At 59.3% G+C, this 26,565-nt stretch carries 26 protein-coding genes; 16 read left to right on the top strand and 10 right to left on the bottom strand.

Annotation, left to right across the window (positions count from 1 at the left end; translation table 11 throughout):
• The first annotated feature begins 33 nt into the window (after positions 1 to 33).
• Positions 34 to 459 carry a DUF6515 family protein gene (locus AB3U87_RS12025; protein ID WP_253454473.1) on the top strand — a complete coding sequence of 142 codons (426 nt, stop codon included), beginning with the start codon at positions 34 to 36 and terminating at the stop codon, positions 457 to 459.
• Between the two features lie 56 nt (positions 460 to 515).
• Here AB3U87_RS12025 and osmE read toward each other — a convergent pair whose 3' ends face one another.
• The gene (gene osmE, locus AB3U87_RS12020; protein ID WP_125289739.1) at positions 516 to 851 is read right to left on the bottom strand and encodes an osmotically-inducible lipoprotein OsmE; all 336 of its coding nucleotides are present in this window, start codon (positions 849 to 851) and stop codon (positions 516 to 518) included.
• Positions 852 to 1,039: 188 nt separating this feature from the next.
• Between osmE and AB3U87_RS12015 the strand changes: the two genes are divergently transcribed.
• The 4 genes from AB3U87_RS12015 to cho all read left to right on the top strand — a co-directional run bounded on the left by AB3U87_RS12015 (position 1,040) and on the right by cho (position 4,776).
• Positions 1,040 to 1,621 carry a TetR/AcrR family transcriptional regulator gene (locus AB3U87_RS12015; RefSeq protein ID WP_253454474.1) on the top strand — a complete coding sequence of 194 codons (582 nt, stop codon included), beginning with the start codon at positions 1,040 to 1,042 and terminating at the stop codon, positions 1,619 to 1,621.
• Positions 1,618 to 2,811 (top strand): multidrug effflux MFS transporter, encoded by a 1,194-nt coding sequence (locus tag AB3U87_RS12010; protein ID WP_253454475.1) that lies wholly within the window; start codon positions 1,618 to 1,620, stop codon positions 2,809 to 2,811. Before AB3U87_RS12015 ends, AB3U87_RS12010 begins: the two co-directional genes overlap by 4 nt.
• Before the next feature lie 114 nt (positions 2,812 to 2,925).
• The gene (gene nadE / locus AB3U87_RS12005; protein WP_301251781.1) at positions 2,926 to 3,753 is read left to right on the top strand and encodes an ammonia-dependent NAD(+) synthetase; all 828 of its coding nucleotides are present in this window, start codon (positions 2,926 to 2,928) and stop codon (positions 3,751 to 3,753) included.
• Positions 3,754 to 3,912: 159 nt separating this feature from the next.
• Positions 3,913 to 4,776 (top strand): excinuclease Cho, encoded by an 864-nt coding sequence (gene cho / locus AB3U87_RS12000; protein WP_394149155.1) that lies wholly within the window; start codon positions 3,913 to 3,915, stop codon positions 4,774 to 4,776.
• Between the two features lie 119 nt (positions 4,777 to 4,895).
• Here cho and spy read toward each other — a convergent pair whose 3' ends face one another.
• The 5 genes from spy to astA all read right to left on the bottom strand — a co-directional run bounded on the left by spy (position 4,896) and on the right by astA (position 10,592).
• Positions 4,896 to 5,390, bottom strand: a complete 495-nt coding sequence (gene spy, locus AB3U87_RS11995) for an ATP-independent periplasmic protein-refolding chaperone Spy (RefSeq protein WP_253454478.1) — start codon at positions 5,388 to 5,390, stop codon at positions 4,896 to 4,898.
• 307 nt (positions 5,391 to 5,697) lie between these two features.
• The gene (astE, locus tag AB3U87_RS11990; RefSeq protein ID WP_301251779.1) at positions 5,698 to 6,696 is read right to left on the bottom strand and encodes a succinylglutamate desuccinylase; all 999 of its coding nucleotides are present in this window, start codon (positions 6,694 to 6,696) and stop codon (positions 5,698 to 5,700) included.
• A 79-nt stretch (positions 6,697 to 6,775) separates the two neighbouring features.
• Complete coding sequence (gene astB / locus AB3U87_RS11985) at positions 6,776 to 8,101, bottom strand: N-succinylarginine dihydrolase (RefSeq protein WP_394149152.1); 1,326 nt, start codon at positions 8,099 to 8,101, stop codon at positions 6,776 to 6,778.
• Complete coding sequence (gene astD, locus AB3U87_RS11980; protein ID WP_394149150.1) at positions 8,098 to 9,561, bottom strand: succinylglutamate-semialdehyde dehydrogenase; 1,464 nt, start codon at positions 9,559 to 9,561, stop codon at positions 8,098 to 8,100. The genes astB and astD overlap by 4 nt, the downstream gene beginning before the upstream one ends.
• The gene (astA, locus tag AB3U87_RS11975; protein ID WP_253454482.1) at positions 9,558 to 10,592 is read right to left on the bottom strand and encodes an arginine N-succinyltransferase; all 1,035 of its coding nucleotides are present in this window, start codon (positions 10,590 to 10,592) and stop codon (positions 9,558 to 9,560) included. Before astA ends, astD begins: the two co-directional genes overlap by 4 nt.
• Positions 10,593 to 10,737: 145 nt before the next feature.
• On the opposite strand from astA, the gene AB3U87_RS11970 reads away from it, so the two are divergent.
• A complete protein-coding gene (locus AB3U87_RS11970) occupies positions 10,738 to 10,950 on the top strand; it encodes a hypothetical protein (RefSeq protein WP_394149148.1) in 213 nt (70 codons plus the stop codon).
• Between the two features lie 108 nt (positions 10,951 to 11,058).
• Here AB3U87_RS11970 and AB3U87_RS11965 read toward each other — a convergent pair whose 3' ends face one another.
• Both AB3U87_RS11965 and AB3U87_RS11960 read right to left on the bottom strand, forming a co-directional pair.
• Positions 11,059 to 11,964: a bestrophin family protein gene (locus AB3U87_RS11965; protein WP_253454484.1), complete on the bottom strand. Its 906-nt coding sequence runs from the start codon at positions 11,962 to 11,964 to the stop codon at positions 11,059 to 11,061.
• Positions 11,965 to 12,054: 90 nt separating this feature from the next.
• The gene (locus AB3U87_RS11960) at positions 12,055 to 13,488 is read right to left on the bottom strand and encodes a YchO/YchP family invasin (RefSeq protein WP_253454485.1); all 1,434 of its coding nucleotides are present in this window, start codon (positions 13,486 to 13,488) and stop codon (positions 12,055 to 12,057) included.
• Between the two features lie 168 nt (positions 13,489 to 13,656).
• Here AB3U87_RS11960 and AB3U87_RS11955 point away from each other — a divergent pair, with 168 nt between their 5' ends.
• From AB3U87_RS11955 to AB3U87_RS11915, 9 genes are all read left to right on the top strand, one after another.
• The gene (locus AB3U87_RS11955) at positions 13,657 to 14,202 is read left to right on the top strand and encodes a YbhB/YbcL family Raf kinase inhibitor-like protein (protein ID WP_301251773.1); all 546 of its coding nucleotides are present in this window, start codon (positions 13,657 to 13,659) and stop codon (positions 14,200 to 14,202) included.
• Between the two features lie 500 nt (positions 14,203 to 14,702).
• Positions 14,703 to 15,191, top strand: a complete 489-nt coding sequence (locus AB3U87_RS11950; RefSeq protein ID WP_125289727.1) for an SH3 domain-containing protein — start codon at positions 14,703 to 14,705, stop codon at positions 15,189 to 15,191.
• Positions 15,192 to 15,269: 78 nt separating this feature from the next.
• Entirely contained in the window at positions 15,270 to 16,487 is a 1,218-nt protein-coding gene (gene icmH, locus AB3U87_RS11945) for a type IVB secretion system protein IcmH/DotU (protein ID WP_253454487.1), read from the top strand.
• On the top strand, positions 16,487 to 18,592 hold the full coding sequence (tssM, locus tag AB3U87_RS11940; RefSeq protein ID WP_253454488.1) for a type VI secretion system membrane subunit TssM: 2,106 nt from the start codon (positions 16,487 to 16,489) through the stop codon (positions 18,590 to 18,592). The genes icmH and tssM overlap by 1 nt, the downstream gene beginning before the upstream one ends.
• Positions 18,593 to 18,609: 17 nt before the next feature.
• Positions 18,610 to 19,308, top strand: coding sequence for a type VI secretion system-associated protein TagF (tagF, locus tag AB3U87_RS11935; protein WP_253454489.1), 699 nt, complete (start codon positions 18,610 to 18,612; stop codon positions 19,306 to 19,308).
• Positions 19,309 to 19,342: 34 nt separating this feature from the next.
• A complete protein-coding gene (gene tagH, locus AB3U87_RS11930) occupies positions 19,343 to 20,500 on the top strand; it encodes a type VI secretion system-associated FHA domain protein TagH (RefSeq protein ID WP_253454490.1) in 1,158 nt (385 codons plus the stop codon).
• Complete coding sequence (locus AB3U87_RS11925; RefSeq protein WP_253454491.1) at positions 20,497 to 21,270, top strand: PP2C family protein-serine/threonine phosphatase; 774 nt, start codon at positions 20,497 to 20,499, stop codon at positions 21,268 to 21,270. The genes tagH and AB3U87_RS11925 overlap by 4 nt, the downstream gene beginning before the upstream one ends.
• A 12-nt stretch (positions 21,271 to 21,282) precedes the next feature.
• Positions 21,283 to 22,230, top strand: a complete 948-nt coding sequence (locus AB3U87_RS11920; protein WP_253454492.1) for a hypothetical protein — start codon at positions 21,283 to 21,285, stop codon at positions 22,228 to 22,230.
• A gap of 51 nt (positions 22,231 to 22,281) precedes the next feature.
• Entirely contained in the window at positions 22,282 to 23,712 is a 1,431-nt protein-coding gene (locus AB3U87_RS11915; RefSeq protein WP_253454493.1) for a serine/threonine protein kinase, read from the top strand.
• A gap of 9 nt (positions 23,713 to 23,721) precedes the next feature.
• Here AB3U87_RS11915 and AB3U87_RS11910 read toward each other — a convergent pair whose 3' ends face one another.
• Both AB3U87_RS11910 and chaB read right to left on the bottom strand, forming a co-directional pair.
• Positions 23,722 to 24,399 carry a gamma-glutamylcyclotransferase gene (locus tag AB3U87_RS11910; RefSeq protein WP_253454494.1) on the bottom strand — a complete coding sequence of 226 codons (678 nt, stop codon included), beginning with the start codon at positions 24,397 to 24,399 and terminating at the stop codon, positions 23,722 to 23,724.
• Between the two features lie 244 nt (positions 24,400 to 24,643).
• The gene (chaB, locus tag AB3U87_RS11905) at positions 24,644 to 24,874 is read right to left on the bottom strand and encodes a putative cation transport regulator ChaB (protein ID WP_253454495.1); all 231 of its coding nucleotides are present in this window, start codon (positions 24,872 to 24,874) and stop codon (positions 24,644 to 24,646) included.
• Positions 24,875 to 25,254: 380 nt separating this feature from the next.
• Between chaB and chaA the strand changes: the two genes are divergently transcribed.
• Positions 25,255 to 26,346, top strand: a complete 1,092-nt coding sequence (gene chaA, locus AB3U87_RS11900; RefSeq protein ID WP_253454496.1) for a sodium-potassium/proton antiporter ChaA — start codon at positions 25,255 to 25,257, stop codon at positions 26,344 to 26,346.
• Positions 26,347 to 26,565 lie beyond the last annotated feature (219 nt).

The following is a 26,565-nucleotide window of genomic DNA, read 5'->3' as shown; positions in this document are numbered from 1 at the left end:
ATGTTAGCGGCAGTGAGGACCAGGAGAAACTGTATGAAAAAGGTGATAAGCGCTCTGTTCGCCTTAACGCTGTTGTCGCCAACGCTGGTGGCAGCGCATCCTGGCGGCTGGGGACCGGGGCCAGGCTGGGATCGCGGTCCGGGTTGGGATCGCGGTCACGGCTGGGATCGCGGCCACGGTTGGGATCGCGGCCGTGGGCCGGGCAGGCTCTCTTTTTTACCGGGAGCGGCAGCGGCGGTGATTATCGGCGGTCTGACCTATTACGCGCTCAACGGCAACTACTACCAGCGCCAGCACGATAACACCTATGTAGTGGTGCAGCCGCCGGTAGAGCGCTTCAGCAGCGATATGCGCGCGCTTGATTACAACGGCGAACGCTTCTACGTGCAGGAAGGCCACTACTATCGCCGCGATATCGACGGACGCTATCTGGAAGTGCCGCGACCGCCAGGCCTGTAGGCAACAGGCATAAAAAAACCGGCTAAGGCCGGTTTTTTCTTTACTCCGTCAGGCGATTACTGATTAACCTGCGGATCGGTATCGTACTCTTTGCAGCTCTGGAAGCCGTAGTTCATTACGCGGCCTGTGTCGCTGTAGCTGACAAAGTAGGTCTGCTGCTTGCCGTCACGCTGGCCCAGCACATAGGTCTGGCAGGTGCCGCGAGCGTGAACCATGGTGATTTCAGTTGAAGGCGGGCCGGCGATATCGCGAACCTGCTGGCGGGTCATGCCTTTTTTCACGTCCTGTACCACAGGCTTAGTGACATAGCTTTCCGCGCGGTCATAAGCTGAACAGCCGGATAATACAGCAAGCGCCACTGCCGCACCGATAAGTCCTGTTACCTTGTTCATGTTTTTTATTCCTCATTTATTGTCCATGTCGCTTTAAGCTTGGAACATAAATGCAGAGTTATCAACTTTATGGCAGAAAAAAACGCTTACCCCGGCCGGATAAAGACGCTTATAATGCCGCCCCCGAGAATGAACGTTCATTCTCAAACGGCGCCTGCGCCTTTTGTCATTGCCCAGCGCGAGGGAGTATGAGCCAACCCAATCCAACCCGCGACGCCCGCCATCGGCAGCGTCAGGACGAAATTATCGCTGCCGGTCGTCGCTGCTTCCGCCAGTCCGGCTTTCACGGGGCCAGCATGGCGCAGCTGGCCGCCGAGGCGCGGCTTAGCGTAGGTCAGATCTATCGCTATTTTGCCAGTAAAGACGCGATTATCGAGGAGATGGTCAGGCGCATTATCGATGCCCGTCTGCAACATATCAAAGAGACCGCTACCGCCGATCTGCCTCGCCTGCTTGCCTGGCGTCACGCGCTTAACGAAGACGACGAGGCGCTGATGAAGGAAGTTGCAGCGGAAGCGACCCGCAATCCGGTCGTGGCCCGCATGATGGCGGAGGCCGACCACCGCATGTTTACCCAGGCCTGCCTTAACGTAAAGCGCGACCATCCCGCTATGAGCGATGAACAGGTGCGCGCCTGCGTAGAGGTCATGGCCGTCCTGACGGAAGGCACGGCCTGGCGACGCCTGACGCCGCAGAAAGCGTCGGCGGAGCGCCTTTACCAGCTTTACCAACACATCAACGCACTACTTTTCACCACAGAGGATCCATGACATCTGCACACCCCAACCGGTTTGGCTATGCCATTACGCTCGGCCTGCTGGCAGCGCTCGGGCCGCTTTGTATCGACCTGTATTTACCTGCCCTGCCCGCGCTTGCCCGCGACCTGGCCGCGCCTACCGCCACCGCCCAGCTTAGTCTGACCGCCGGCCTGATTGGCCTCGGCGCCGGCCAGCTGATATTCGGCCCGATGAGCGATAAATATGGCCGCATCAAGCCGCTGCTGCTGTCGCTGGCGCTGCTGCTGATCGCCTCCGTCGGCTGCGCGATGGCACAGACTATCCACCAGCTGCTGCTGGCGCGCCTGTTTGAAGGGCTTTCCGGCGCAGGCGGCGCGGTGCTTTCCCGCGCTATCGCCAGAGATATGTACAGCGGCCACGACCTGACGCGTTTCTTTGCTTTGCTGATGCTGGTCAACGGCCTGGCGCCCGTCGCCGCGCCGGTGCTGGGCGGCGCGCTGATGACGCTGCTGAGCTGGCGCGGCCTGTTTATGGTGATTGCCGTTATCGCGCTGCTGCTGTTTATTCTGGCGCGCGTAAAACTGCGCGAAACCTTAACGCCGGAACGCCGCAGCCAGGGCAGCCTGTTTTCCGCGTGGGCCGTGCTGGGTCAGGTGGTTATCCACCGTCCCTTTATGGGTTTTTGTCTGACCCAGGGCTTTATGATGGCCGGGATGTTTGCCTATATCGGCGCTTCGCCTTTTGTTTTACAGCAGATTTATGGCCTCTCGCCGCAGGCGTTCAGCTTCTGCTTCGCCGCCAACGGTATCGGCCTGATTATCGCTTCGCAAACCAGCGCGCGCCTCAGCCCGCTGTGGGGTGAGTATCGCGTGGTGAAAGGCGCGCTGGTGCTGGCCTTGGTCTCCTCCGCCAGCCTGCTGCTGGCCGGTCTGAGCGGCGCGGCGCTGCCTTTCGTGCTGGTCGCCCTGTTCTTCAGCGTGGCGAGCAACGGCGCGGTCGGCGTGGCTGCCGCCTCGCTGGCGATGCAGAGTCAGGGCCATCGCGCCGGCAGCGCTTCCGCCGTGCTGGGCGTGGTGATGTTTACCCTGGGCGGCATCGCCGTGCCGGTGACGGGTATCGGCGGCACCTCGGTGTTGACCATGACCGCCACCATCTTCGGCTGCTATATGCTGGCCATCGCCATGTTCGTTTTGGTGGCGCAAAAACCGAAAAAGCCTGATTAATCAATAAAAGGCGCGTAAATAGCGGGTTCAACCTTGTTGTTTCGCGCCTGGCACGTTAATTTTAAGACAGAGGTTTTCGGCAACTGCCCTGACACTAAATCTGAGGAGAGGTAAATGGCTCTGCAACAGGAAATTATCGAAGCGCTGGGGGTTAAACCCACTATTGATGCACAGCAGGAAATTCGCACCAGCGTCGACTTTCTGAAAGCGTACCTGAAGGCTTACCCGTTTATTAAGTCGCTGGTACTGGGTATCAGCGGCGGTCAGGACTCCACGCTGGCCGGCAAGCTCAGTCAGCTCGCCATCAGCGAGCTGCGTGAAGAGACCGGCAATCAGGACTATCAGTTTATCGCCGTGCGTCTGCCCTATGGCAATCAGACAGATGAACAGGACTGCCAGGACGCGCTGCAGTTTATTCAGGCCGATCGCGTGTTGACGGTTAACATCAAAGAAGCGGTGCTGGCCAGCGAAAAAGCGCTGCGCGATACGGGTATCAACCTCTCTGATTTCGTGCGCGGCAATGAAAAAGCGCGTGAAAGGATGAAGGCGCAGTACAGCATTGCCGGTATGACTTCCGGCGTGGTAGTGGGAACGGATCACGCCGCGGAAGCGGTGACGGGCTTCTTTACCAAATACGGCGACGGCGGCACGGATATCAACCCGCTGTTCCGCCTGAACAAAGGCCAGGGCAAACAGCTGCTGAAAGCGCTGGGCTGCCCGGAGCACCTCTACCTTAAACAGCCGACCGCCGATCTGGAGGACGATCGTCCCGGTTTGCAGGATGAAGTGGCGCTGGGCGTGACCTATGAGATGATCGACCAGTATCTGGAAGGCAAGAAGATTGCCGACGACGCGGCGAAAATTATTGAGGGCTGGTATCTGAAAACCGAGCACAAACGCCGTCCGCCGATTACCGTATTTGATGACTTCTGGAAAAAATAAACCCGCCGGGCGGCTTTCCGGTCGCCCGCTTTTTTACGTTATTTTCCCTCTTTTCGTCGCTTGCCGTCAGCGGCATGTTGATTACCAGCGCGATCCGACTCTTTTTTATCCAGCAAACGCCTGATACACTGTATAAGCAAACAGTAAGCGGAGTGCAATGTGGTCAGACGTCAAGCCAGCCATCGCCTGTCTTTTGAACCGGCGGCAATTTATCAGTATCCCGAACACCTGCGGCCTTCGCTGGAAGGTCTGCCTTCCCTGCCCGGCGTGTATACCTTTCATGGCGACAGCGAATCCCTGCCGCTCTATATCGGTAAAAGCGTCAATTTGCGCAGCCGGGTAATGTCCCATTTTCGTACGCCGGACGAGGCGAAAATGCTGCGCCAGGCGCGTTACGTCAGCTATATCACCACGGCGGGCGAACTGGGCGCGCTGTTACTGGAAGCGCAGATGATCAAGGTGCAGCAGCCTTTGTTCAATAAGCGCCTGCGCAAAAACCGCCAGCTTTGCTCGCTGCTGATAAGCGATCTGAAGCCCAGCGTGGTTTACGCCAAAGAAGTCGATTTTTCCCATACTTCCGATCTGTTTGGCCTTTACTCCAGCCGCCGATCGGCGCTGGAAACGCTACAGAAAATCGCCGACGAACAGCGGCTTTGCCTGGGCCTGCTGGGGCTGGAGAACGTCAGCAAAGGCCGCGCCTGTTTTCGCGCCAGCCTGGGCCGCTGTGCGGGCGCCTGCTGCGGTAAAGAGACGCCGGAAGCCCATCACGAGAGGCTGCTGGCCGCGCTGGAACGCGTGCGCGTGCAGTGCTGGCCTTGGGAGGGCGCGGTCGGCGTGGTGGAGGATGGCCCGCTGAAAACGCAGATCCACGTGATCAATAACTGGTTTTACCTTGGCTCGGTGGATGATATCAGCGAGGCGGGCAAGCTGACCTCCACGCCACAGGGTTTCGACAGCGACGGCTATAAAATCCTCTGCAAGCCCATCGTCAGCGGCAAGTTCCCGATCGTTCCGCTTGGCTGACGCCACGTCAGCGCCGACAGCCAGATAAACGAAACCGCCGACGCTGCTCCCTGGTTCAGGAAACAGCGTCGGCGGTCTCAGGCGTGGCCTGCCGGGCGATCGCACCCGGCGGCTAAGGCTTATTCAGCGGCCGGTGCGGCTGGCGCAGGCTCGCCGTGGTGCGGCTTCTCGGTCAGACGTTTTTCAAAGTTCGCATTGAACTGTTTTTTCTGCTCCGGCGTCAGCACGTTATACATTTTGTTCTGCGTTTCCAGCATGGAAAGCGCACGGGCTTTGCCGTTAGCCGACATTTTCTCCGCCTGCGCTTCCGCTTTGGCCTTGTCGAAGCTGTCAGCCGCGATGATGCTGTGCAGCGTGCGGCGCTCTTCCAGGGAAGGACGCGGCATCTCTTTATGCGCCTCTTTCATGATGCTGCGCATCTGCTCTTTCTGCGCGTCCGTCAGGTTGAGGCCTTTGAACATCTCGTGCGGCCCACCGTGGCGAGGCGGCTTGTGCATCATTGGTTTATCTGCGCCAGCCGGTGCCGGCGTGATGTTATCTGCTGCGGCATGAACAATATTCGCCGCGCCCATTGCCAGTGTCATAGCTACAACCAGAGAAGTTAATTTACGCATACTATTTTCCTTTTGCATTTCTGTGACGACAGCGTTGTCGTAATGTCGGGATTCAGTTTATTGCGCTGAACGTCAAGTAGTCAGAACGTGGGTAAAGCCTTGAAAGCATAAAAGATAAAAAAGCGGCAATCATGGAGAGAATGCGAAGATTATGGTGAGGAATTGCAAAAGGATATGTATTTAGCGCGTTTAATGCAGAAATTGTGGAGGAGTGTAATACAGCCGACAGGAACGAGAAAGGAAAAAGTAAGGCGGGACGACCGCCGATGGGCTGGCATGAAGCGTCCCGGTCGGCGTCGTTGCGTTATCAGCTGCTGCCGCTGGTTTCATTATGGGCGTTATCTTCCACCAGCATCAATCCGGCGCGCTGCCCTTTCGCCACGTCGGGATTGGGAAAAAGAACATATTCCCGCGCCTGCTGCACGTAGCAGCGTTTGTCACCATCCTCCGCCAGCAGCGTGCCCTGCGGGAAAGCGGTAAAGTTCAGCGTTTCCGCGCCCATATGCAGCACGAAAGCCTCGGTAAAACGGGTGATCTGCTGCGAAACCCGATAGCGCTGCGGCGGCTCGCCCACGGGCGGTAAAGGTTCACCGGAGAGCAAAGCGGCCAGCGCGTCGCGCGCGGCGCTAAAAAGCGTTAAATCGTTGCGGCCAAAAGGCAGCGCTTTACCTAACTCCAGCGTGCAGCTGGCCGCGTTAAAGTGCTGCGAACTGTAATGCGTAAAGGTGCCGCCCGGCGAGCGATGGAACACCAGCGCCTCAAGTCCGGCCGCGCTCAGCCAGTGCAGGAAGGCGTCCGGCCAGGGCGTTTCACGCAGCGGCATGACGCCGAAGCGGCTGTGCCAGGAGCCGCGAATGGCGGTATGCAAATCCAGATGCCAGCGGCTCTCTTCGGTGCAGCTCACCTGCCAGAACGTCTCCAGCGCCTGTTCCAGTCGCCAGGCGCGCCGCGCTTCGGGATGGTCATCGTACTGCTGCCAGCGGCCGCCGAACAGCCGGTTGAGATCGCAATGGCGATAGCGTTTGCCGCTGGCGATCGCTTCCGGGTTGCCCAGAATAACCAGCACGCGCGCCTTGAGCGGCCGCTTGCCCGCCAGCAGCTCGCCGACCAGCTGGTTCAGGATTTCAATGGGCGCGGTTTCGTTGCCGTGGATCCCGGCGGAGATCACCAGCGCCTGCGTACAGGGCTGATGCGGATTAAGTTCAAGAATGCCGTGGTCCAGCCACTGCCAGCTTAGCTGGTCGTTGCGGCCGGAAACTTGTGCAGGCGGCTCTGTGCTTAACGTCTGCTGAAGAAAGTCCTGCATAGGTTCTCCTTATTATAGTTCTCCCTGCGACTGCCAGCGCGCGCCCGGGGTCAGCCCGACGCGCCCTGTTCCTCCCTGATTAGCGTTGGAAAGAGTAGATACTTCCTAAGTCTAGCATCTTAGTCAGCTCATCCAGCGCTTCGCGGTTTTCCGTGAGCAGCTGCGGGTCAGCCAGATCCGCCTGGCAAAGCCTGTCGCGGTAGTGGCGATCCACCCACGCATTGAGCAAGGTAAACAGCGTATCGGTCAGCATCACCGCCGGATTGACCGCCGCCAGCTCCGCCTCGTTCATCACCACGCGCAGCCGCAGGCAGGCTGGCCCACCGCCGTTGCCCATGCTTTCCCGCAGGTCGAAGACGTGCAGCTCGTCGATCGCGCCGCCTTCCGTGAGTTCGTTCAGCCAGCGCCAGACGCCGTCGTGCCGACGCGCCTCTTCCGGCAGCGCCAGCAGCATTTTGCCGTCCGGCTTGCTTAACAGCTGGCTGTTAAACAGATAGGTGGCGACGGCGTCGCTGACGCTGACCTGCGCATCCGGCACCACCACCGGCGTAAAGCCCGGCAGCCTTTCACGCAGCCGATCGAACAGCGCCTGCTGCTCCAGAAAAGCCAGCTCGTGACAGAACAGCACCTGCTGATTGCTGACGGCGATCACATCGTTGTGGAATACGCCCTGGTCAATCACCGCCGGATTCTGCTGCGCAAACAGCGTCCGGTTCGGATCAAGCTGATGCAGCCGCGCCACCGCCTGGCTTGCCTCCAGCGTTTGCCGCGCCGGATAGCGTGCCGGGATTAGGCCGCCGCCGCCCTCTTCGCGTCCATAAACGAACAGCTGTACGCCCGGCTCGCCGTAGCCCGCGCTGAAACGATTATGGTTGGCCGCGCCTTCATCGCCAAACATCGCAACCTGCGGCAAGGCGTCATGGACGCAGAAGTGGCGCACGTCGCGGAACATCGCGCGCAGTATCGCGCCCGTGGTGGGCGCTTCCAGCGAGCGGTGAAATTTGTTGTTCAGGTTCGCCACGGTCAAATGCACGCGGCTGTCGGCGCTGTCGGCGGAAGGCGAGACGGTAGCGGCGTTAGCGACCCACATTGCCGAAGCGGAACTGACCGCCGACAGCAGCATCGGGGCCTGCGCGGCCGCTTTCGCCAGCACCTGCGGCTCGGTGCCGCTGAAGCCCAGCTGGCGCAGTGCCGCCATGTTCGGCCTTTCGTGCGGTGGGATCACGCCCTGCGCAAAGCCCCTGTCGGCCAGCGCCTTCATTTTCAACAGGCCCTGCTTTGCCGCCAGTTTGGGGTCAGAGAGCTGATGCTGATGCCGGGAGGAGGCTTCGTTGCCAAACGACAGCCCGGCATAGTGATGGGTTAAACCGGGCAGGCCGTCAAAATTGACTTCGCGGGCGCTCATGATGCTTCTCCTGTGGGGCTGAAATCCAGGCCGGGCGACAGCGCGGCGGGCAGCGAAAGATCGGCCGAGGCCAGCGAAGCCAGCGGCCACGCACAGTAGTCCGCCGCGTAAAACGCACCGGGACGATGGTTGCCGGACGCGCCGATGCCGCCGAAAGGTGCGGTGCTGGCCGCGCCGGTCAGCGGTTTGTTCCAGTTGACGATCCCGGCTCGCGCCTCGATCAGCAGCCGATCAAACAGCTCGCGATGCGGCGAAATCAACCCGCAGGAAAGACCGTAGCGGGTGGCGTTGGCAATGCGGATCGCCTGGCTGAAGTCGTCATAGCGGATCACCGCCAGCAGCGGCCCGAACACTTCTTCGTCCGGCAGCGTCAGCGCCGTCACGTCGATGATGCCCGGCGTCAGGATAGCGCTCGTTTTCGACGGCCAGCGCATCGGCAGCAGCACTTCGCCGCCCGCCGCCACGCGCGATTGCCATTCCCCGTAAATGTGCTCCGCCGCCTGCGGCGAAATCACGCTGCCCATAAAAGGCTGCGGATCGGCGTCCCAGCGTCCCGGCTCGATTTTTGCCGCCACCGCCGCCAGGCGGGCAAGAAACGCATCGCCCTGCGCGCCACGCTTCACCAACAGCCGACGCGCGCAGGTGCAGCGCTGTCCCGCCGTGATAAAGGCCGACTGAATAGTAAGATGAACAGCGGCGTCGATCGACTGCGGATCCTCGACGATCAGCGCGTTGTTGCCGCCCATCTCCAGCGCCAGCATTTTTTCCGGCTGGCCGGCGAACTGCCTGTGCAGCTGATAGCCGGTCGCCGCGCTGCCGGTAAAAAGCACGCCGTCCAGCGAGGACTGCGTCAGCGTCCTGCCACAGTCGCCGCCGCCCTGCAGCAGATTCAGCACGCCGTCCGGCAGCCCCGCCTGCTGCCAAAGGCGAACCGTCTGCTCGGCGGTCATCGGCGTCAGCTCGCTGGGTTTAAACACCAGCGTATTTCCGGCCAGCAGCGCGGGCACGATATGCCCGTTCGGCAGATGGCCGGGGAAGTTATACGGGCCTAAAACCGCCAGCACGCCGTGCGGCCGGTGCCGCAGCTCGCTGTCGCCCTGCTGCGCTTCCCCGCTGCGGGCGTGATAAGCGCTGACGGAGATGGCGATTTTATTGATCATCGCCTGCACTTCCGTGGCGGCTTCCCAGCGCGGCTTGCCGGTTTCCCGGGCGATAGTGGCGGCCAGCTCTGCCTGATGTTGCAAAAGCAGCGTGGCAAAGCGTTCCGCCAGCGCGACGCGTTCCGCAAAGGGACGTTTCGCCCAGCCGGGAAAGGCGGCGCGGGCCGCCTCGACCGCCGTCGTTATTTGTGCCTGACTGGCGGCCCGGCCCTGCCACAGCGGCCGCGCGTCGATCGGATCCTGCTTGCTGAGCGCTTCGCCGTCGCCGGTCAACCACGCTCCGTTAATAAAATGGGTCATGCTTTTTTCTCCTCGCAGCCCAGAGTGACCACGCGCAGGCTGTCGCCCTGCCCGCAACGTAAAACAGCCGCCTGTTCCGGCGTCAGCGCCAGCGTGTCCGCATGCGGGTCGGCGTTGAGCAACACGACGCGAAAATCTTCGTAGCGCTCGTTGCCCACCAGGCAAAGCGGCAGCCTGTCGCTCCCTGCCGGCCCGATCGCCGCGCGCAGCTGCCGACTTTTGCGGATCGCCCGCACGCGATCGATATCGCATTCCAGCGTTGGGCCGCCGTCAAAAATATCCACATAGTTTTGATAGCGAAACCCTTCTGCCTCCAGCACCGCGCGCGCCGGTGCGGTTTGCGGATGGGTCTGCCCGATGGTGGCCTGCGCTTCGGCAGAGAGATAGTCGATATAAAGCGGATGCTTGGGCATCAGCTCGGCAATAAAGGTTTTTTTGCCGGTGCCGCTCAGGTAGTCGGCGGTGGTAAAAGAGATGGAAAAAAAGCGGCTGCCTACGCTCTCCCAGAAAGGTGAATGCCCGTTTTCGTCGCTGACGCCGCGCATCTCCGCCACGACTTTTTGCATAAAGCGGTGGCGGAAGGCGGCCATAAACAGAAAGCGGGATTTCGAGAGCAGATAGCCGTTTTTACCGCTGCGGTAATCGGGATCGAGAAACAGCGTGCAGAGTTCGCTGCTGCCGGTGTGATCGTTACTGAGCGACAGCGTAGGCAGCACTTTGTAGACGTTCAGTTCGCGCGAGGCGTGCACCTGCGTGCCGACGCGAAAGTTATACCAGGGATCCTGCATACCAACCGCCACCTCGATGGCGCAAATCCCGATTACGCGGCGCGTCGCCAGCTCTTCCAGCACAAAGACATAGCCCTGATCGGCCTGCGGCAGCTGGCCGCGCCAGGTTTGTATTGAGCGCTCAATCCTTGCGCTCAGCGTGGCGCTGTCGGCAGGCAGCGACGTCAGTCCGCCGCCGGTTTTACCGGCCAGCGTCATTAACTGCGCCAGGTCGTCGTGCTCTACGGGACGGATGACCATCATGATAACGCTCCTCGCGCGCGGCAGGTAAATTAAAGGTTTCAATAATGTTAATTTGGTGTACCACACTGTATGTTGCAGACTTTATGCCAGCCAGTACAAAAATGAATAAAAAAAGTGATAAAAAGAAAAATCAAAGAGATAGGATATGGCGCTATTCACTTTAATTGCATATAAAGTGAATAACGCTCAGGCGGTGCGGGCTGGCGAGACGGTAAAACAGCACGGTTATGCAACTGAACCAGTAAATAATGTTTTTGTGATCGCGAACGTCAATTATCAATCGCCCGGCACAAAGCGCGCACCTTGGGCGTGCAGTACGCACCAGAAAACAGCGCGGCTGAATGCCTGCGTCAGGTAACAGAAAATAGCGCGGCTGGACGCCTGCGTCAGGTAACAGAAAATAGCGTGGGCCTGGTGCCTGTAGCAAACATGCAGCACGCATCAGAAAACAGCGTGGGTCAGGTGCCTATGTCAGGCGATAGTACCGATCGGGAACCGGCGCTTCGGGGAGTTCGCGCTGGTTGTTCATCTCCAGCAGATTGATTTCTATATTGGTGCACATCGCATCCATCGGCAGATGGTTGTTGGCGTAGCCGAAAGGCATTTCCAGCTCCTCCGCCAGCGTATCCAGCGAAAGAAAGCTATAGGCGATAAAAACCGACACCAGCGGCGTCATATAGTGCAGATCCGGCACCAGCGCGAAAGGCAGCAGCGTACAGAACAGGTAAACGGTGCGGTGCAGCAGCAGGCCATAGGCGAACGGCACCGGCACGCTGGCCAGCCGCTCGCAGCCGCCCAGCACCAGCGAAAGCTGATGGATGCTGTTATCCAGCTGCGCGTAAACGATATCCGAGATCGCTCCGCTGCGGCGCTGGTCGGCCAGCCACTGGGATATTTTCAGTTCAATCGCATTGGTACGCGCGCGTCGCCGCAGGATGTCTTCGGCTTCGTCGCCCAGAAAACGGTTGAGATCCTCCCGCGCATCGGTGCGCCTGAGCTGGTGCTTGAGGCTATAGCAAAAGGCCATCAGCAAAGCGGCGATACGCGGCGCATCGGCCGGCGAGATCGCCAGCACCTGGCGCTGAATATCGCGGCAGGTAATTAGCAGGCTGCCCCAGAGCTGCCGCGCCTCGGAAAAGCGCGCATAGCAGACGCTGTTGCGAAAACCCAGGAAGATAGCGATGGAGACGCCGAGCAGGCTGAAAGGCGCCAGCGTCAGCTTTACGCCCAGGGTTTCGTACCAGTCCAGGCAGAAAATGGCGATAATCGACATCAGCAGATTCAGGCCAAGCCGGAACAGGATGCCGGGCAGCACGGAGCCGTGCCAGGAAAAAAGGCGAACAAACCAGTGGCGATGAGGACGGACGATCATAATAAGCAGCCGTAATTTTTTTAGAAAGAGTGGCAAATTCCGGCCGCTCTGCCCAGCTATTTCTGTGATAACTGTCACATCAGGCGCTGGTCAGGGCGCCATCAAATTGAACGAGTCCGCGCCGGAAGACTGTAAGGTTACCGGCGGCGTCAGCTTCAGGGTGATCCAGTTCGAGGTCACCCGCTGCTGCCTGCTGTCCTCGACGGTCACCGACAGATGGTATTCGTTGGTCGCTTCCGGCGAGCTGTCCCAGGCCGGAACAATGATGCTCCAGCCGTCCGGGCTGACGTTGTTGGCAGGCGGCGTCAGGCTCAGCGCCTGGGTGTCGCCCTGCCAGCTAATCGCCTTCAGCGGATTCGCCTGGCGAATCTGTAGCTTCAGGGGCAGCGTTTCGCCCGGCTGCACCTGCCACGGCGGCGTTGCCAGAAACACCGACAGCGTTTTCCGCTGGCGGAACTCCATCACCGGCAGATTACTGCGCGTTACCGCGTCGTAGCGGCTGCCGCTGAGCGAACGCGCGGCGGCCACGTTATCCGCCGACAGCTGCTTGCTCAGCGCCACACCGATCTGATAGTTCATTTTTAGCCCGAGCTGATCCTGCGTTTCGCCGCTGTCCGCCGTCTTATGCGAGGCGGTCAGCGTAAACAGCGGCACCGGCGTATAGCTAACGCCCACTTTAATTGCGGCAGGGTTGCTGCTCTGCGTGCCGCTGTTGAACAGATCGACATTGTCGCCCAGATAGCGTTCGTAGCTGAGCGAGACGCCGAGCTGCTGATAGAAAGGCAAATAGCCCTGCGTGGTGATGTCGTAGCCGCGCGCCATCCGCATCTCCTGCGTTGTCGAACGCTGCCGCCAGCCGGAAAGCGGCTGATAGTAGTTGGCGGAAAAGCGCAGATAGTGGCTCCAGGCCTCTGCGCCCAGCGATCCGCGCCGCTGGTTTTCGGTAAACAGCTCGTCGACAAAGGCGTTATAGCCCAGTCGCCAGCTACCGGTCAGCCAGCGCTGGCCAAGCCCCGCGTTGCCGACCAGCCCGTCATCCGTCTGCTCAACGCCCAGCTGGCTGAACGTCAGATACTGATAGTTATCCTGCCACGGCGTAAGCAGCTGCGCGGACGAGCCGTCGAAATTGCCGTTGCTGTCCACCAGCAGCGATAAGTTGGCCTGACCGTAGGGAGAAAGAAGCTGTTGCCCTTCGTTTTCAACGCGCTTTGCCGCCTCGTCGCGGAAATGATTAAAGGCCCAGGCGCCCGCCTCGCTGCTCAGCGATTTATCTTCATCGCTGTTCATACTGGCTTCGCCGATGCTTTTCATCGCCTGCGCGATACGCTTTTCCAGCGCCTGATCCGAACCGCTGCTGCTGCTACCGAGATCGGGCAGCTCACGGGCGAAGCGGGCAGGATCGGCAAAAGGCGCGTCGGCGACGCGGGTCTCCGTCATCAGCGCCTGAGCAAGCGGCGACAGGGCCAGCAGCCCGGCTGAAACCAGCGCTCTGGCGGGAATGGGAAAGGCAGTTATTTTTTTCATCACGTTATCAGCGGTCGTTAAGCCTTTTTCTGAATAAGAAACTTGGATGTAGATCACAAAAAACTAGCTTAACACTTTTATTTTGTCAGCGGCACCCGCCGTGCCTGCTGGCAGAGCGGCGAATTATCAACCAGACTTTGCGCTAACCTCTTAACCCGGAAACCTCTGATGAAAAAAAGTCTGCTCGCAGCGCTGCTGCTGACGGCCGCGTCCGCGTCTGCCGCCCCGGTTTTTACGCTCAGCTCCCCCGACTTTAACGATAACGCGCTGATGGCGAAAAAATTCGCTGGCGCCGCCAAAGGCAACGCCAGCTGTACGGGAGAAAACATTTCGCCGGCGCTGAGCTGGAATAACCCGCCTGAAGGCACCAAAAGCTTTGCGCTGGTGGTGACCGATCCTGTAGGCGCTAAGGGGCTGGGCGTCGATCATCTGGTGGCCTACAACATTCCTTTTCAGCGCACCAGCTTTGCCCAGGGCGAGCTGACCAGCGGCAAAGGCTATACGGGCGGGAAAAATTCGCCGGGCACTCTGCGCTATCACGGCCCGTGCCCGCCGGTCGGCAGCGGCGAGCATCATTATAACTTCACGCTGATCGCCACCGATTTACCGGCAAATGGACTGGAGCAGGGCTTAACGCGCGAGGCGCTGTTTGGCCGACTGAAGGGCCATACGCTGGGCGCCGCTGGCCTGATTGGACGTTTCGGCAACGGTTAACCGTGAGCGTTGAGCGCGTACGCTCCGGTATGCTTTATCCCGTAAGGATTGCCATTGCGAGCCAGGCACCCCGGCGCGGTTAGTATGATGCGCCAGGCGTGCCGGCACGGTCAGCCGCCGTTGTGCCATGGCGACCAAAAGTGACAGCGTCACTTATAGCCTGCGGATCGGCAGCCTTTAATGCAGTAACCAGGCAGGAAGGATTTAGCCCGATGAGAGAGGAATAAAGGCACCGCTAATGCGCATTCGATTCGCCTGTTTGAAAAAGAGGAACAGGCAATATCCGGGCACTTTATTCCGCTAAACGGGCCAATATCGCCGGGCGGCTGTCAATAACATGTTACGCCCCCGTTCGCAATTGTTCCCATTCTCAAAAGCGTCATGTAGACTAAATACAAATTTATCTTTCTGTAAAACAGAATGATTTTCACGTGGCGGCCCTGCCGTCCGTGAAGAGTGGATTGTAGCCGTAACCACTGACGATATTCACGAGGATCAATGTGAAAATAAGCATCGCGTTAACTCTGCTGGCAGCGCTCGCCCTGTCGGCCTGTAAGGCTCCTGCTCCTGCCGTCACGGACGATACGCTGGTCACTTCCAGCGTCGACGGCGTGACCCTGACGCATCGTCATGCGATCCAGGCTCCTCAATCCTTTACGCCAGTCAATGAAACCTATCGGGCGCTGTACAACGCTTCCGTTATGAACCGTCCTGATTTCGGCGGCAGCCTGGTTCGCTACCTGGAAAACGGCAAGCCTTTCACCGTGCTGGGCGAGGTGGAAAACCACTGGCTGGCTATCGCCGAACCGGACCAACAGGAGCTGATCGGCTACGTACCTTTCAAAGCCGGCGTGAAAAGCGAACTTTATGACGCCACGCTGCGTAGCGATCGGCCACGCCCGCGCAAAACCAAAAAAGTGTGCGTTGACGTCGGCGGACAAAGCAAAGCCTGTCGCAATAACGACACGGCCACCTGGATCCTGGAATAGGCGCGGTCCGCAGGGATCGCCCACTCAGAGAAAGCAAAAGGCGCCTTGCCCGCCACCTGGATGAGAAAGTAAAGCCTGATGACCCCGGAACACCATGCTGACGCGCCTGCCACCGTCAGCCAGGAAAACCCGCTACTCGCCGCCGCCGCGCCTTTGCTGAACGCAATTGTGCAGATCCGCCTGGCGGCAACCCATGACGATCCCGCTGGCCTGCGCCAACAGCTGGTGGATGAGATCCGCCAGTTTGAGACGCGCTGTAAACAGGCTGGCCTGCCGTTCGATATGATTATCGGCGCCCGTTACTGCCTGTGCAGCGCGCTGGACGAGGCCGCGGCCCAGACGCCCTGGGGCACACGCGGCGTCTGGTCGGGCAACGGCCTGCTGGTGACGTTTCATAATGAAAGCTGGGGCGGCGAAAAAGTGTTTCAGCTGCTGTCCCGCATCTCGCAGACGCCGGCGCAGCACCTGTGGCTGCTTGAAACCATCCACTATTGCCTGCTGCTGGGCTATGAAGGCCGCTACCGCGCGGTAGAGCAAGGCCGGTTGCAGCGCGACGCTATCCGCACCCGTCTGGCCCAGCTGATTACCGACACGCGCGGCGCGCTGCCGCCGCCGATGCAGCCGCAGCCGCAGCAACCCGTCGGGCAAAATACGCTGTGGCGTCCGCCGGTTCCGCTTTGGGCCAGTGTGGCGCTGGCCGCTTTTCTCGCCGGTCTGATCTACTCGGGGCTTAACTGGCGGCTGGGCAATGCCGCTGAACCGCTGCTGCGTGCCATTTGGGAAACGCCGCTGCCCAGTAACGAAATTGCCCGTAGCAGTTCGGCTCAGGCGCTGCTGGATCTGCGGCAACGGCTGGACGACCTGATTGCGGCACGGCAGCTCGACGTGGCCGACGGCACTAACGGCAGCAAGGTCATTATCGCCTCTGATAAGCTTTTCCGCCCAGCGGGCAGCGATCTGCTGCCTGAAGGCCGCGCGCTGATCACTCGCGTTTCGGCCGCCATGGACAATATCAAAGGCACCGTGCTGGTCAGCGTTTATACCGATAATCAGCCCGTGCGCTCCGCCCATTTCGCCTCTAACTATGAATATTCGCTTGCGCAGGCCCACACCGTCAGCGCGCTGATGCGTCAGCAGATGCTGGAGCCGAATCATCTTATCCGCAGCGAAGGCCGTGGCGACAGCAATCCGCTGCTGCCCAACGACAGCAGCGAAAACCGGGCGCGCAATCGTCGGGTAGAAATCGTGCTGTTACCGGCACCTGAAGTCCAATCCAGTCAGGCGGAGAAATACTGATGCCTTCCCTTCTCTTTTCTCTTTTTTCCAGCCGCTTGCTGTGGGGCTTTTTCGGCATTACGGCGCTTTGCGCGCTGATCTGGATGACCGGGCCGCTGCTGTCGCTGAACGATATTCACTGGCTGGAAAGCAGCATTAACCGCCAGATAGCCATTGGCCTGTGCTATTTTTTGTGGATCCTTTTCCAGCTGATCCCCCAGCTTTATCGCGCCTGGTTTAACAGCAAGCTGCTGAACAATCTGCAAAAATATAACCTTGACCACGCCGAGCAGGCGGCGGCGGAAGAGCTGCTCAGCGCGCTGTTCAGCGAGGCGGCGACTCTGCTGAAGAAAAAGCATTTTCCCGGCCGCAATCGTCATCGCGGCTGGCTGCAACGGTTTAGCGCGCAGTATCTCTATCAGCTGCCCTGGTACATCATCGTCGGCGCGCCGGGCGCGGGTAAGACCACGGCGCTGCTGAATTCCGGACTGGAGTTCCCGCTGGGCGACACGCTGGGCAGAAGCGCGCTGCGCGGCGTAGGCGGCACCCGCCACTGCGACTGGTGGTTTACCGAAGAAGCCGTGCTGCTGGATACCGCCGGACGCTATACGCTACAGGAGAGTCAGCGCGCCAGAGACGCCAGCGAATGGCAAACCTTTATCTCGCTGCTGAAGCGCTACCGCGCCCGCCAGCCTATTAACGGCGTGATCATGACCATCAGCGTGGCCGATCTGCTTAGCGATTCGGCCGACGCGCGCTACGTGCAGGCAACCGCGCTGCGCAGCCGCATGAAAGAGCTACACCAGCAGACCGGCATTCACTTTCCGGTGTATGTCATGGTGACCAAAACCGATCTGCTGAAAGGATTTATGAGCTACAACGGCTCTCTGGATAAAAGCCAGCGCGACGGGATCTGGGGCTTTACCTTCCCGTGGGAGCCCGATCGCCTCAGCGAACCGACCATTGGCGCGCAGTTTGACCGGCAGTTCCGCGAGCTGACGGCACGCCTTCAGGCCGATTTGGCCGGAAAGATGGCAAAAGAGAGCGATTTGACCCAGCGCGCGGACTGCTTTTTGTTTCCGCAGGAGTTTGCCTCGCTGCGGCCCCTGCTGGCGGAGTATCTGGAGATCGTCTTTGCGCCGGAAAAAGACGGCCTGCCCTGGGCGCCGCGCGGCCTGTTTTTCACCAGCGGCACGCAGGAGGGTCTGCCTTTCGACCGCATTATGGGCGAGCTGACGCGCAAGCTACAGCTGCCGCAGGCCACCAGCCACTCTATCGCCAGTTGGGATACGGTGCACCGCAACGCGCCGATCCCGGCTAATAAAGGGCAAAGCTATTTTATCCATTCCCTGCTCAGGGATCTGATTTTCCAGGAGAGCGGCCTTGCCGGCAGCGATCGCACCTGGGAACACCGTAATCGGCTGCTGCACTGGGCCAGCTACGCCTCGCTGGCGCTGGCGCTGCTGATCGCTACGCTGTTCTGGACCACCAGTTATTATAAAAATCAGCGCTATCTGCAGCAGGTGGAGGCCCGCCTTGAGCCGGTTGATAAGCAGGCGCAGCGGCTGGTGAACAATAACACCGGCGATATCCTGGATCTGCTACCCTTCTTAAATAGCCTGGTTGCCCTGCCGCAAAGCGACAGCTTCTCGCTGGACGATCCGCCGTTGAGTATGCGGGCGGGGCTTTACCGTGGTGACCAGATCGGCACGGCCGCGCTGGGCTTTTATCAAAATGCGCTAAAGACGCTGTTGCTGCCGCGAGTGGCGCAGAATATTACCGAGGCGCTGCGTAATGATAAGGGCGACGACAGCGATTTCAGCCGCAACGCCCTGCGCGCTTACCAGATGCTTTATCAGCCGCGCAGCTACGATGGCGAGTTCTTACGCGGCTGGGTGATGCAGAATTTGCAGCGAACGCTACCCGCCAGCGTAACGACCCGGCAGCTTCAGCAGCTGGACTGGCATTTAAGCCAGCTGTTGGATCGCCAGATCCAGACCTCGCCGTTTGTCAGAGACAACGCGCTGATTATGCGCAAGCTGGCCGTGAGTATTGACAGCGCGGGCAAGCAGGACGCCGGCACCGCGGCAACCTCTGGTTCGTCGGTTCAGGCCACGAACCCTTAGCGGGAAAGGGGATAACCATGACGGAAAAAAGCGAGCTGGGTTGGTACGGCAAGCTGCCGGGCACCGGCGATTTTTTACAGCGTCGTCTGCCTGAACCCATCGTGGCCAGCTGGTCAAACTGGTTCCAGCTCGGCTTATCGCACTGGTATCAGCATGGCGAAGCCGTAGGCGAACTCTTTAGCCGCGCGCCCGTCTGGAATTTCGCCCTGCCCGCCACGCTTGGCGTACAGCGGGTACAGATTGGCTGCCTGTTACCTTCGCGCGATCGCGTTGGCCGCAGCTGGCCCCTGCTGGCGCTACAGAGCGTGCCGGTCAGCCACTGGCATCCGGCGCAGCTTGCCGTTTCCGGCGACTGGTTTCGGGCGCTGGGCGAAGCGCTTCATCACGCGGTTTCGCAAACCTGTACGCCGGCCCAGCTTGAGCAGGCGCTGTTGAGCCTGCCGCCGCTGTCGCTGCCCGATACCAGCCGCTCCGATATTATGGACGTGATCGGCTATCAGGATCTGCCCTGCACGCTGGCCTGGCATGAGGTAGCCAACCGTTTTGACCCTATGCGCTATACCAGTTACTGGTGGACTAACCAAAGCGACGGCTATCCGTTAGCCAGCCATAAACACAGCGGTAATCTTACCGCCCGGCTCTTTACACAACTTTTTGACCCGGCCGCCGTAGCGCAGCCGGGTCGTCATGGACTCTATCCACCGATGTTTGAATAGGGTGACCGAATGACCCAGGTTTCAGGAAAAGCGCATGCGATTTACCCTTGTTGAGAGCAAAACCGAGGCGCCCGTTAACGTCTGTGATTTTGCTCCGCCCGGCGGCACAATAGGCCGAAGCGTAGATAACGATTTGGTTTTGCCAGACAGCGAACGCGCGATTTCACGTCTTCAGGCCGTGGTGCACGTTGCCGGGAACGGCGAGTGCAGGCTGACCAATCATGGCAGCGTGATTGCGATTTTACATAACCATGTCCCGCTGGCGCGCGGTAAGCAGATCCTGCTGCAGCACGGCGATCTGCTGGGGATCGGTGACTATCAGATTGCGGTGAGCGATCCTACCCGCATTGAAGAAAAGCCCTTCAGCGACGTTGACCCGCTGACGCTGTTTACCGAGGATCGGGCGCTGCCGGAAGATCCCCTGGGGATCCTGAACGAACAGGTGCCGATTGTCGTCCCGGTGGAGCGCGAACCTTCGCCCGTGCGGCAGCAGCACCGTCCCGGCGATGCCCGCCTGGGTATCGATCCTGTCGCTCACGAACCTGCCCAGGCCGAACGCGCCGCCGGCGCAAGCAACGAACAGCGTCTGCTGGCCGCGCTGATGGAAGGGATGGGGCTGGAAAGCGGGCCGGGAAAACCGCCTTTTACCGAAGAACAGATGCGTACTACGGGCAGAATGCTGAGCCTGTTTTCGCAAGGCACCGTCGCCCTGCTCTCTTCCCGCTCGATCCTTAAGCGCGGCGTGAAGGCGGAAATGACCATGATCCTGAACGAGGCCAATAACCCGTTCAAGATCCTGCCGTCGGGCAAAACGGTGCTGATGCAGATCTATCAGAGCCAGATGCCGGGTTTTATGCCGCCTGAACAGGCGGTACGCGATGCGCTGGTCGATTTGCAGGCGCACCAGCTGGGCATGATTGCCGGGATCCGGGCGATTATCGCCGCCATGCTGCAATCGTTTAATCCGCAGCGGCTGGAGGATCATGCCCGCCGCGACGGCAATCTGCCGCGCATTGGCCTCAGCGCCATAAAAAAAGCCGCCCTGTGGGACTATTTTTTGCGCCACTATCAAAATACCTCTGGCGAAATTGAGGATGATTTTCATACCCTTTTTGGCGACGCTTTCCTACAGGCCTATGATATGGAAGTGAATCAGTACAAAGATTCGCAAATCAGACCGGAACAAGAATGAAAATAAATCATGCCTCCACGTCGCAAACGGGCGCGCGTGAGAGTAATCAGGATGAAACCGGCGCGCGCGTAGGCGAGCACTCAGCGTGTTTTCTGGTCTGCGACGGCGTTGCCGGCACGGCTGGCGGCGAACAGGCTGCCCGCATCGCCCGCGACGTATTGCTGACGCACGCTGACGATCGTCCTTTTACCGCCTGCGACAGCAAAGCATGGGTGGAGGATGCGGAAGAAGCGATCCGCCTGGCGCAGAGGAAAAATCTGAATTTTGAGCGGATGAGCACCACGCTGGCGGCCCTGTTTATCGACCGCGATCGGCAGCTGGCCTGGTGGGCGCACGCGGGCGACAGCCGGGTTTACCACTTCCGCCGCGGGTTTATCCATTCTGTGACGCGCGACCATAGCCTGGCCCAGCAGCTAAAGGATGCTGGTGTAGATAATACCGGCATTAACAGTAACTTACTTTATAATGCTCTTGGCGCAGAAGGGACACAGCCCGTCAGCTACAGTGAAGTGATGCCGCTGGAGGATGGCGACGTCTTTCTGGTCTGCACCGACGGCTTCTGGTGCAATTTGCAGCCCGGCGAGATGGAGCAGGCTTTGCGCATGGTCAGCTCGCCCCATGAATGGCTGGCGCTGATGCATAAAGCGATCAATCGCAGCGAGAAAAAAGATAATTTAAGCGCGGTAGCTGTCTGGGTTGGCTCGCCGCAGGATACTACCCTGTTACAATCGATGGCGGATTCCGCTCGCTTTCTTCCGTCGCGTGATTAACCAAGGAACGCTATGAAATTCTGGTTGCCGGCTGTCACACTGTTGTTTGCAACTACCGCTCAGGCGGAAGACTACCGCGTGGTCTATTCTCCCAGCCTGGCGCTGGAAGTCTTTATCGATAACGTGGAAAGTAATGCGCCGAAGGACTGGTGTCAGGAGAATATCCCTCTGCGCATCGTCTCGGGCAAAAGCAAAGAGTCGAACGTGCTCAACACTTTTTTGCCGCGCGTAGGCAAGCTGCTGAATAACCAATGCGGCAAGCTGAGCGAGCTGCCGTGGCAGATGACCAACGAGGCGGGCTCGGTGCTCGCTTCCGGCACCGCCGCAAAAGTGCAAAACTGGCGGCCGATCGTTATTGCCGACGGCACCGCTGCGGCCACCGCCAGCAACGCGGAACCGCTGGATTTGTCGCAGCCTGCCAACAGCGCGCCGCTGCAGCATTTCGATCTGCCGGGCGGCTGCCACTTCCGCACCTGGTGGGACGAACGAGGCCAGTCGCTGTTTATTCCGGATGCCCGCCATCTTAGCTGCTCCACGGAAGGCTGGCTGGAAGGCAAAAGCGAACTGACGCTGGCCAGCAACGGCAAGACCCAGGCGATCCCCGTACAGTTTTATCAGGGCTTCCCTTTACGTAACCTGCACCCGTCGCCGGGCGAGCTGACTATCGTCGCCGCGAATAACCAGCGCCTGGTCGTGGCCAAAAAGAGCGCGCCGGACAGCTGGCTGCTGCTGACGTTTAATCCGCAGCTGCACGTCTGGTCTTTTGAAGGCGCGCTGCTGGTGAAAATGAGCAAAAGCCAGGCGAACGATGCCGCGCTGCTGAAAAATCGCGTTGAGGCGCTGCGCAAAACGTGGGGCGCGTTGACCAATCCGCAAGTGAAAATAAATGTGCTGCTGGTGAACGACCTGCATGCAGATCTGGCCGATCCGGCTATTGGCGCCTGGCGCACCGTTAACTGACTGCATTTTCCCGCAGGGTGAAAAGTCGCTAACGCTTAGAGAGTGTTTACTATGTCGGCAAACGATAAGAAAAACGTGCCCAACGCCCTTCCGGCCGGGCACCGTTTTAACGAATTTGAAATCAAAGAGGTTATCGGCGGCGGCGGCTTCGGCATTGTTTATCGCGCCTGGGATCATCTGCTGGAACGCACCATCGCCATTAAAGAGTATCTGCCGGTATCGCTGGTTTCGCGCGATGAGAACCTGACTATCGCGCTGCGCGGCGAACGCTATCAGAAACTGTTTACCGCCGGGCTGAACAGCTTTATCCAGGAAGCCCGCCTGCTGGCCCGGTTTAACCATCCCGGCCTGCTGCACGTGCTGCGCTTCTGGGAAGAAAACGGCACCGCCTATATGGGCACGCTGTACTACAGCGGCATGACGCTAAAGGAGTGGCAGCTGGGCAGCCCTGAAACGCTGACCGACGCCTGGATCCGCCAGCTGCTGCCGCCGCTGTTCGGCGCTATCGACACCATCCATCAGGCGGGCTATCTGCATCGCGATATCTCGCTGGACAATATTCAGATCCAGGATAACCAGCTGCCTGTGCTGCTGGACTTCGGCTCCGCCCGCAAGACCATCGGCAACCTTTCCGACCAGACGGAAATCATGCTTAAGCCAGGCTATGCGCCTATCGAGCAGTACAGCGAAGAGAGCGACAGCGATCAGGGGCCGTGGACGGATATTTATGCGCTGGGCGCGGTGCTGCATACGCTGGTGACCGGCAGTCCGCCGCCGGTCAGCGTGGTTCGCTGTATCGAGGATCGCTACCAGCCGCTGACCCAGCTGCGCCCTGAAGGATTTTCGCTGCCTTTGCTGAATGCGATTGACCGCGCGCTGGCGATGAAACCGCAGGATCGTCCGCAGACTGTCGATGAGTTTGCCGCGCTGATTGCGCTGCCGGTGAGTACGGTAGAAGAGCTGGTGACCAGCGTGACCAGGGTGCCTGAAGAGATCGTGACGCCAATCGTGACGCCGGAAGTGCAGCCGGAACCGCCAGCTATTACCGTGGCGCCCGCCTCGGCCAGTGCGGAGTATGCCTCGCTACGCCACCACAAACTGGCGAAACCGCTGATGATTGCCGCTGGCGTCGCGCTACTGGCGCTGATCGGGCTGCTCGTCGCGCTTAACCATGGCGATGACGCTTCTGCGCCGGAACAGTCTGCTGCGGCCGATAATGCCGGAGGCGCGACGCCATCGACCGCCGTCACGCCTGCGGACAAGCCGACCATCGCCACGGTCTATCTCAAGCTGACCAGCGGCGAAACGGTAATGCTGAACGGCAAACCTGTCGAGGCGAAGCCGAATACCAGCGGTTACGCCGCGCTTAATCTGTCTGCGGGACATTATACTATTGAGGTCCACGCTGCCGATTCTGCCGTGCATACTCAGCAGCTGGATATTGATAAACCGGGCACCTGGCTGATCAATCCCGGCTCCTGAGGACGCGGCTCAGCCGGCCAGGTCGTTGTGGTAGACCTGAAGATCGCGGACGCGCTGAACCAGATCGGTCAGGCAGTCATCATAAAGCCCGCGCCTTTTCAGCTCCTGCTCCAGCGAAAAAAGATATTGCGCGTTGGTGCCCAGCGGCCCGCTGGCCTGAGCAATCAGCGGCGCGATAGTCTGCGGGCAGGAGTCGGCCTCATACAGCGCGTGACGCGGATCCATAACAAAGGCCAGTGCCGTCACGCTGCGACCGTCGGCCAGCTTCAGCTCGCACCAGGTCGGCAGGTAGCAGCCGGTAACCATCTCGCGTTTCCACAGCAGCTCCAGCTCCTCGGCCAGCTTCGCTTCCGGCAGGCGGAAGGCCAGCCCGGTGGTGCTGCCGCCCTCTTTCAACGCCAGCATCCGCCCCGGCTGCTGGGCGGTGCCGCGTCCGGCGGTAAGCCGCAGGCAAAACGCGCGATGCCAGCCGTTTAGCGTGCCTTCCGCTACCTCATCGGACTCGAATACCGGGTTCCACATCAGCGAACCGTAGCCAAAAATCCACACCGGACTGTGATCGGGACGGCAGGCCAGGGTAGCCGCCAGCGAGGCCGCTCGCTGCTCGCAGCTCCACAGCAGCGATTCCTCAATGGCGCCAAAGGCCGTTTTACAATCTGCTTTGGCCAGGAAGTCTCTTGTTAACATTCGCCCTCTCCGCTACTGCCCGTTCCCTGCTGCATTTGTTGTGACATAAATGTGTCGTTACGCTTACCTGACCTTAAGTCATTTCAGGCGTGCCGATCAAGTTTGAAGCGCGTCACAAAAGAATAAATTTACCTTAGGTTTATCATCGGCGGCATAACGGGGAACTTCAGGGTAACGGCGGAGAAAAATCAGTGGTGACGGCGAGGACAGACGAGGCTGCCCGCGACGAGCAGCCCGACGGCATTCAATGCTTCTTATGCCACTTATCATCGTCGCCCTTTTCATACTGGTTTTTAACGGCTGCCCACGCCACCTTGTGCGCCACTTCTTCGCGCGACTCATCGCCCCGACGATCTTTCTTCTCTTTGTATTCATCCCAGGCGCTGTTAAACGCCTCCTGATAAATGTCCTGCGCGTGAGCGGGCAGCACGTTTTTGACACTGTCAGGCAGGGATTCTCTTGAACGGTATGGCATTATCAATCTCCTTGTTATCAGACGTTTTAAGCCTGGAACAAAATCGCTGCGGATGCCACTTATCTCTTTTTAGTGAGGTCACATACTAACTATTCCGTAACAGTCGTTTATCTCGGTAAAATTGATAAATCTCCGCTTTGATCGTCATGATAAAAAGCAGAGAGAGATAAAAAACACTTTGTTAATCAAGATAATTACAGGGAGATGCAGATTTAGGCCCAGCCCGGATAATTATCAGGTTATTCAGGTAAAATCATGTAAAGTTTACCATCAGTTAACCTTACTGCCGTTACACTGCGGGCGGTTGTTATATAATCAATGCACACAGCAATGGTTGCGTCTGTTTCGCAGTTGGACGGTCAGAAAAGGAAATATTGCCTATGAGCGCGCAAGAAAGCGTCAGAACACGTCATAAAGAATCATCCCTGGTCCTGCCGCTCGCGGCCCTGGTTATCCTGTGGTTTTGGGGCGCCTCAGAATCTTTACCGGCCATCATCGGCATTAATTTGCTGGCGCTGGTGGCTATCCTTAGCAGCGCGTTCAGCGTGGTGCGACACGCGGACGTGCTTGCGCACCGCCTCGGCGAGCCTTACGGTTCGCTGATCCTCAGCCTCTCCGTAGTGATCCTGGAAGTCAGTCTGATTTCCGCGCTGATGGCGACGGGCGATGCGGCGCCGATGCTGATGCGCGATACGCTTTACTCTATCGTGATGATCGTAACCGGCGGGCTGGTGGGCTTCGCGCTGCTGCTGGGCGGGCGCAAGTTTGCCACCCAGTACGTTAATCTGGCGGGCGTAAAGCAGTATCTGATCGCTATTTTCCCGCTGGCCGTGCTGGTGCTGGTTTTCCCCAACGCGCTGCCGGAAGGCAATTTCAGCGCTGGCCAGGCGCTGCTGATTTCCGCCATTTCTGCCGCGATGTACGGAGTGTTTCTGCTGATCCAGACCAAAACGCACCAAAACCTGTTCGTTTATGAGCATGAGGACGAAGGCGACGACCCGCATCACGGCAAGCCGTCCGCCCATTCCAGCGTCTGGCATACCTGCTGGCTGCTGGTGCACCTGGTAGCCGTGATTGCCGTCACCAAAATGGATTCCAATACGCTGGGCGCGCTGCTGACCGAACTGAACGCGCCTGAGCAGTTCACCGGTTTCCTGGTGGCGCTGCTGATCCTCTCGCCGGAAGGCCTGGGCGCTATTAAAGCCGTGCTGGCGAATCAGGTGCAGCGTGCGATGAACCTCTTTTTCGGCTCGGTGCTGGCCACCATCTCGCTGACCGTGCCTACGGTAACCATTATCGCCACGCTCACCGGCCAGGAACTGATTTTCGGCCTGGAGCCGCCGCACATGGTGATTATGCTGGCCTCGCTGCTGCTGTGTCAGATCTCTTTTTCGACCGGCAGAACCAACGTGCTGAACGGCGCGGCGCATCTGGCGCTGTTTATCGGCTATCTGATGACGGTGATGCTGTAGGCGTTACGGCGCAAGATATCGCGGCCTGAGGGAAAGGCGGATAACGACTCTGCGGTTAAGGTATGAGATACGGCGTGACTCGCAGATCTGCGGTGACAGGATGTGAGGCGGACAAACTGAAGGTCTGCGGTTACAGGATGTGAGGCGGACAAACTGAAAGGTCGACGGTTACAGGATGTAAGGCGGCAGACTGAAAGGTCGGCGGTGACAGGATGTAAG

This window comes from Erwinia plantamica (assembly GCF_043420595.1).
In the GTDB taxonomy this organism is placed as follows: Bacteria; Pseudomonadota; Gammaproteobacteria; order Enterobacterales; family Enterobacteriaceae; genus Erwinia; species Erwinia aeris.
This window is presented reverse-complemented; position numbering and strand designations above follow the sequence as displayed.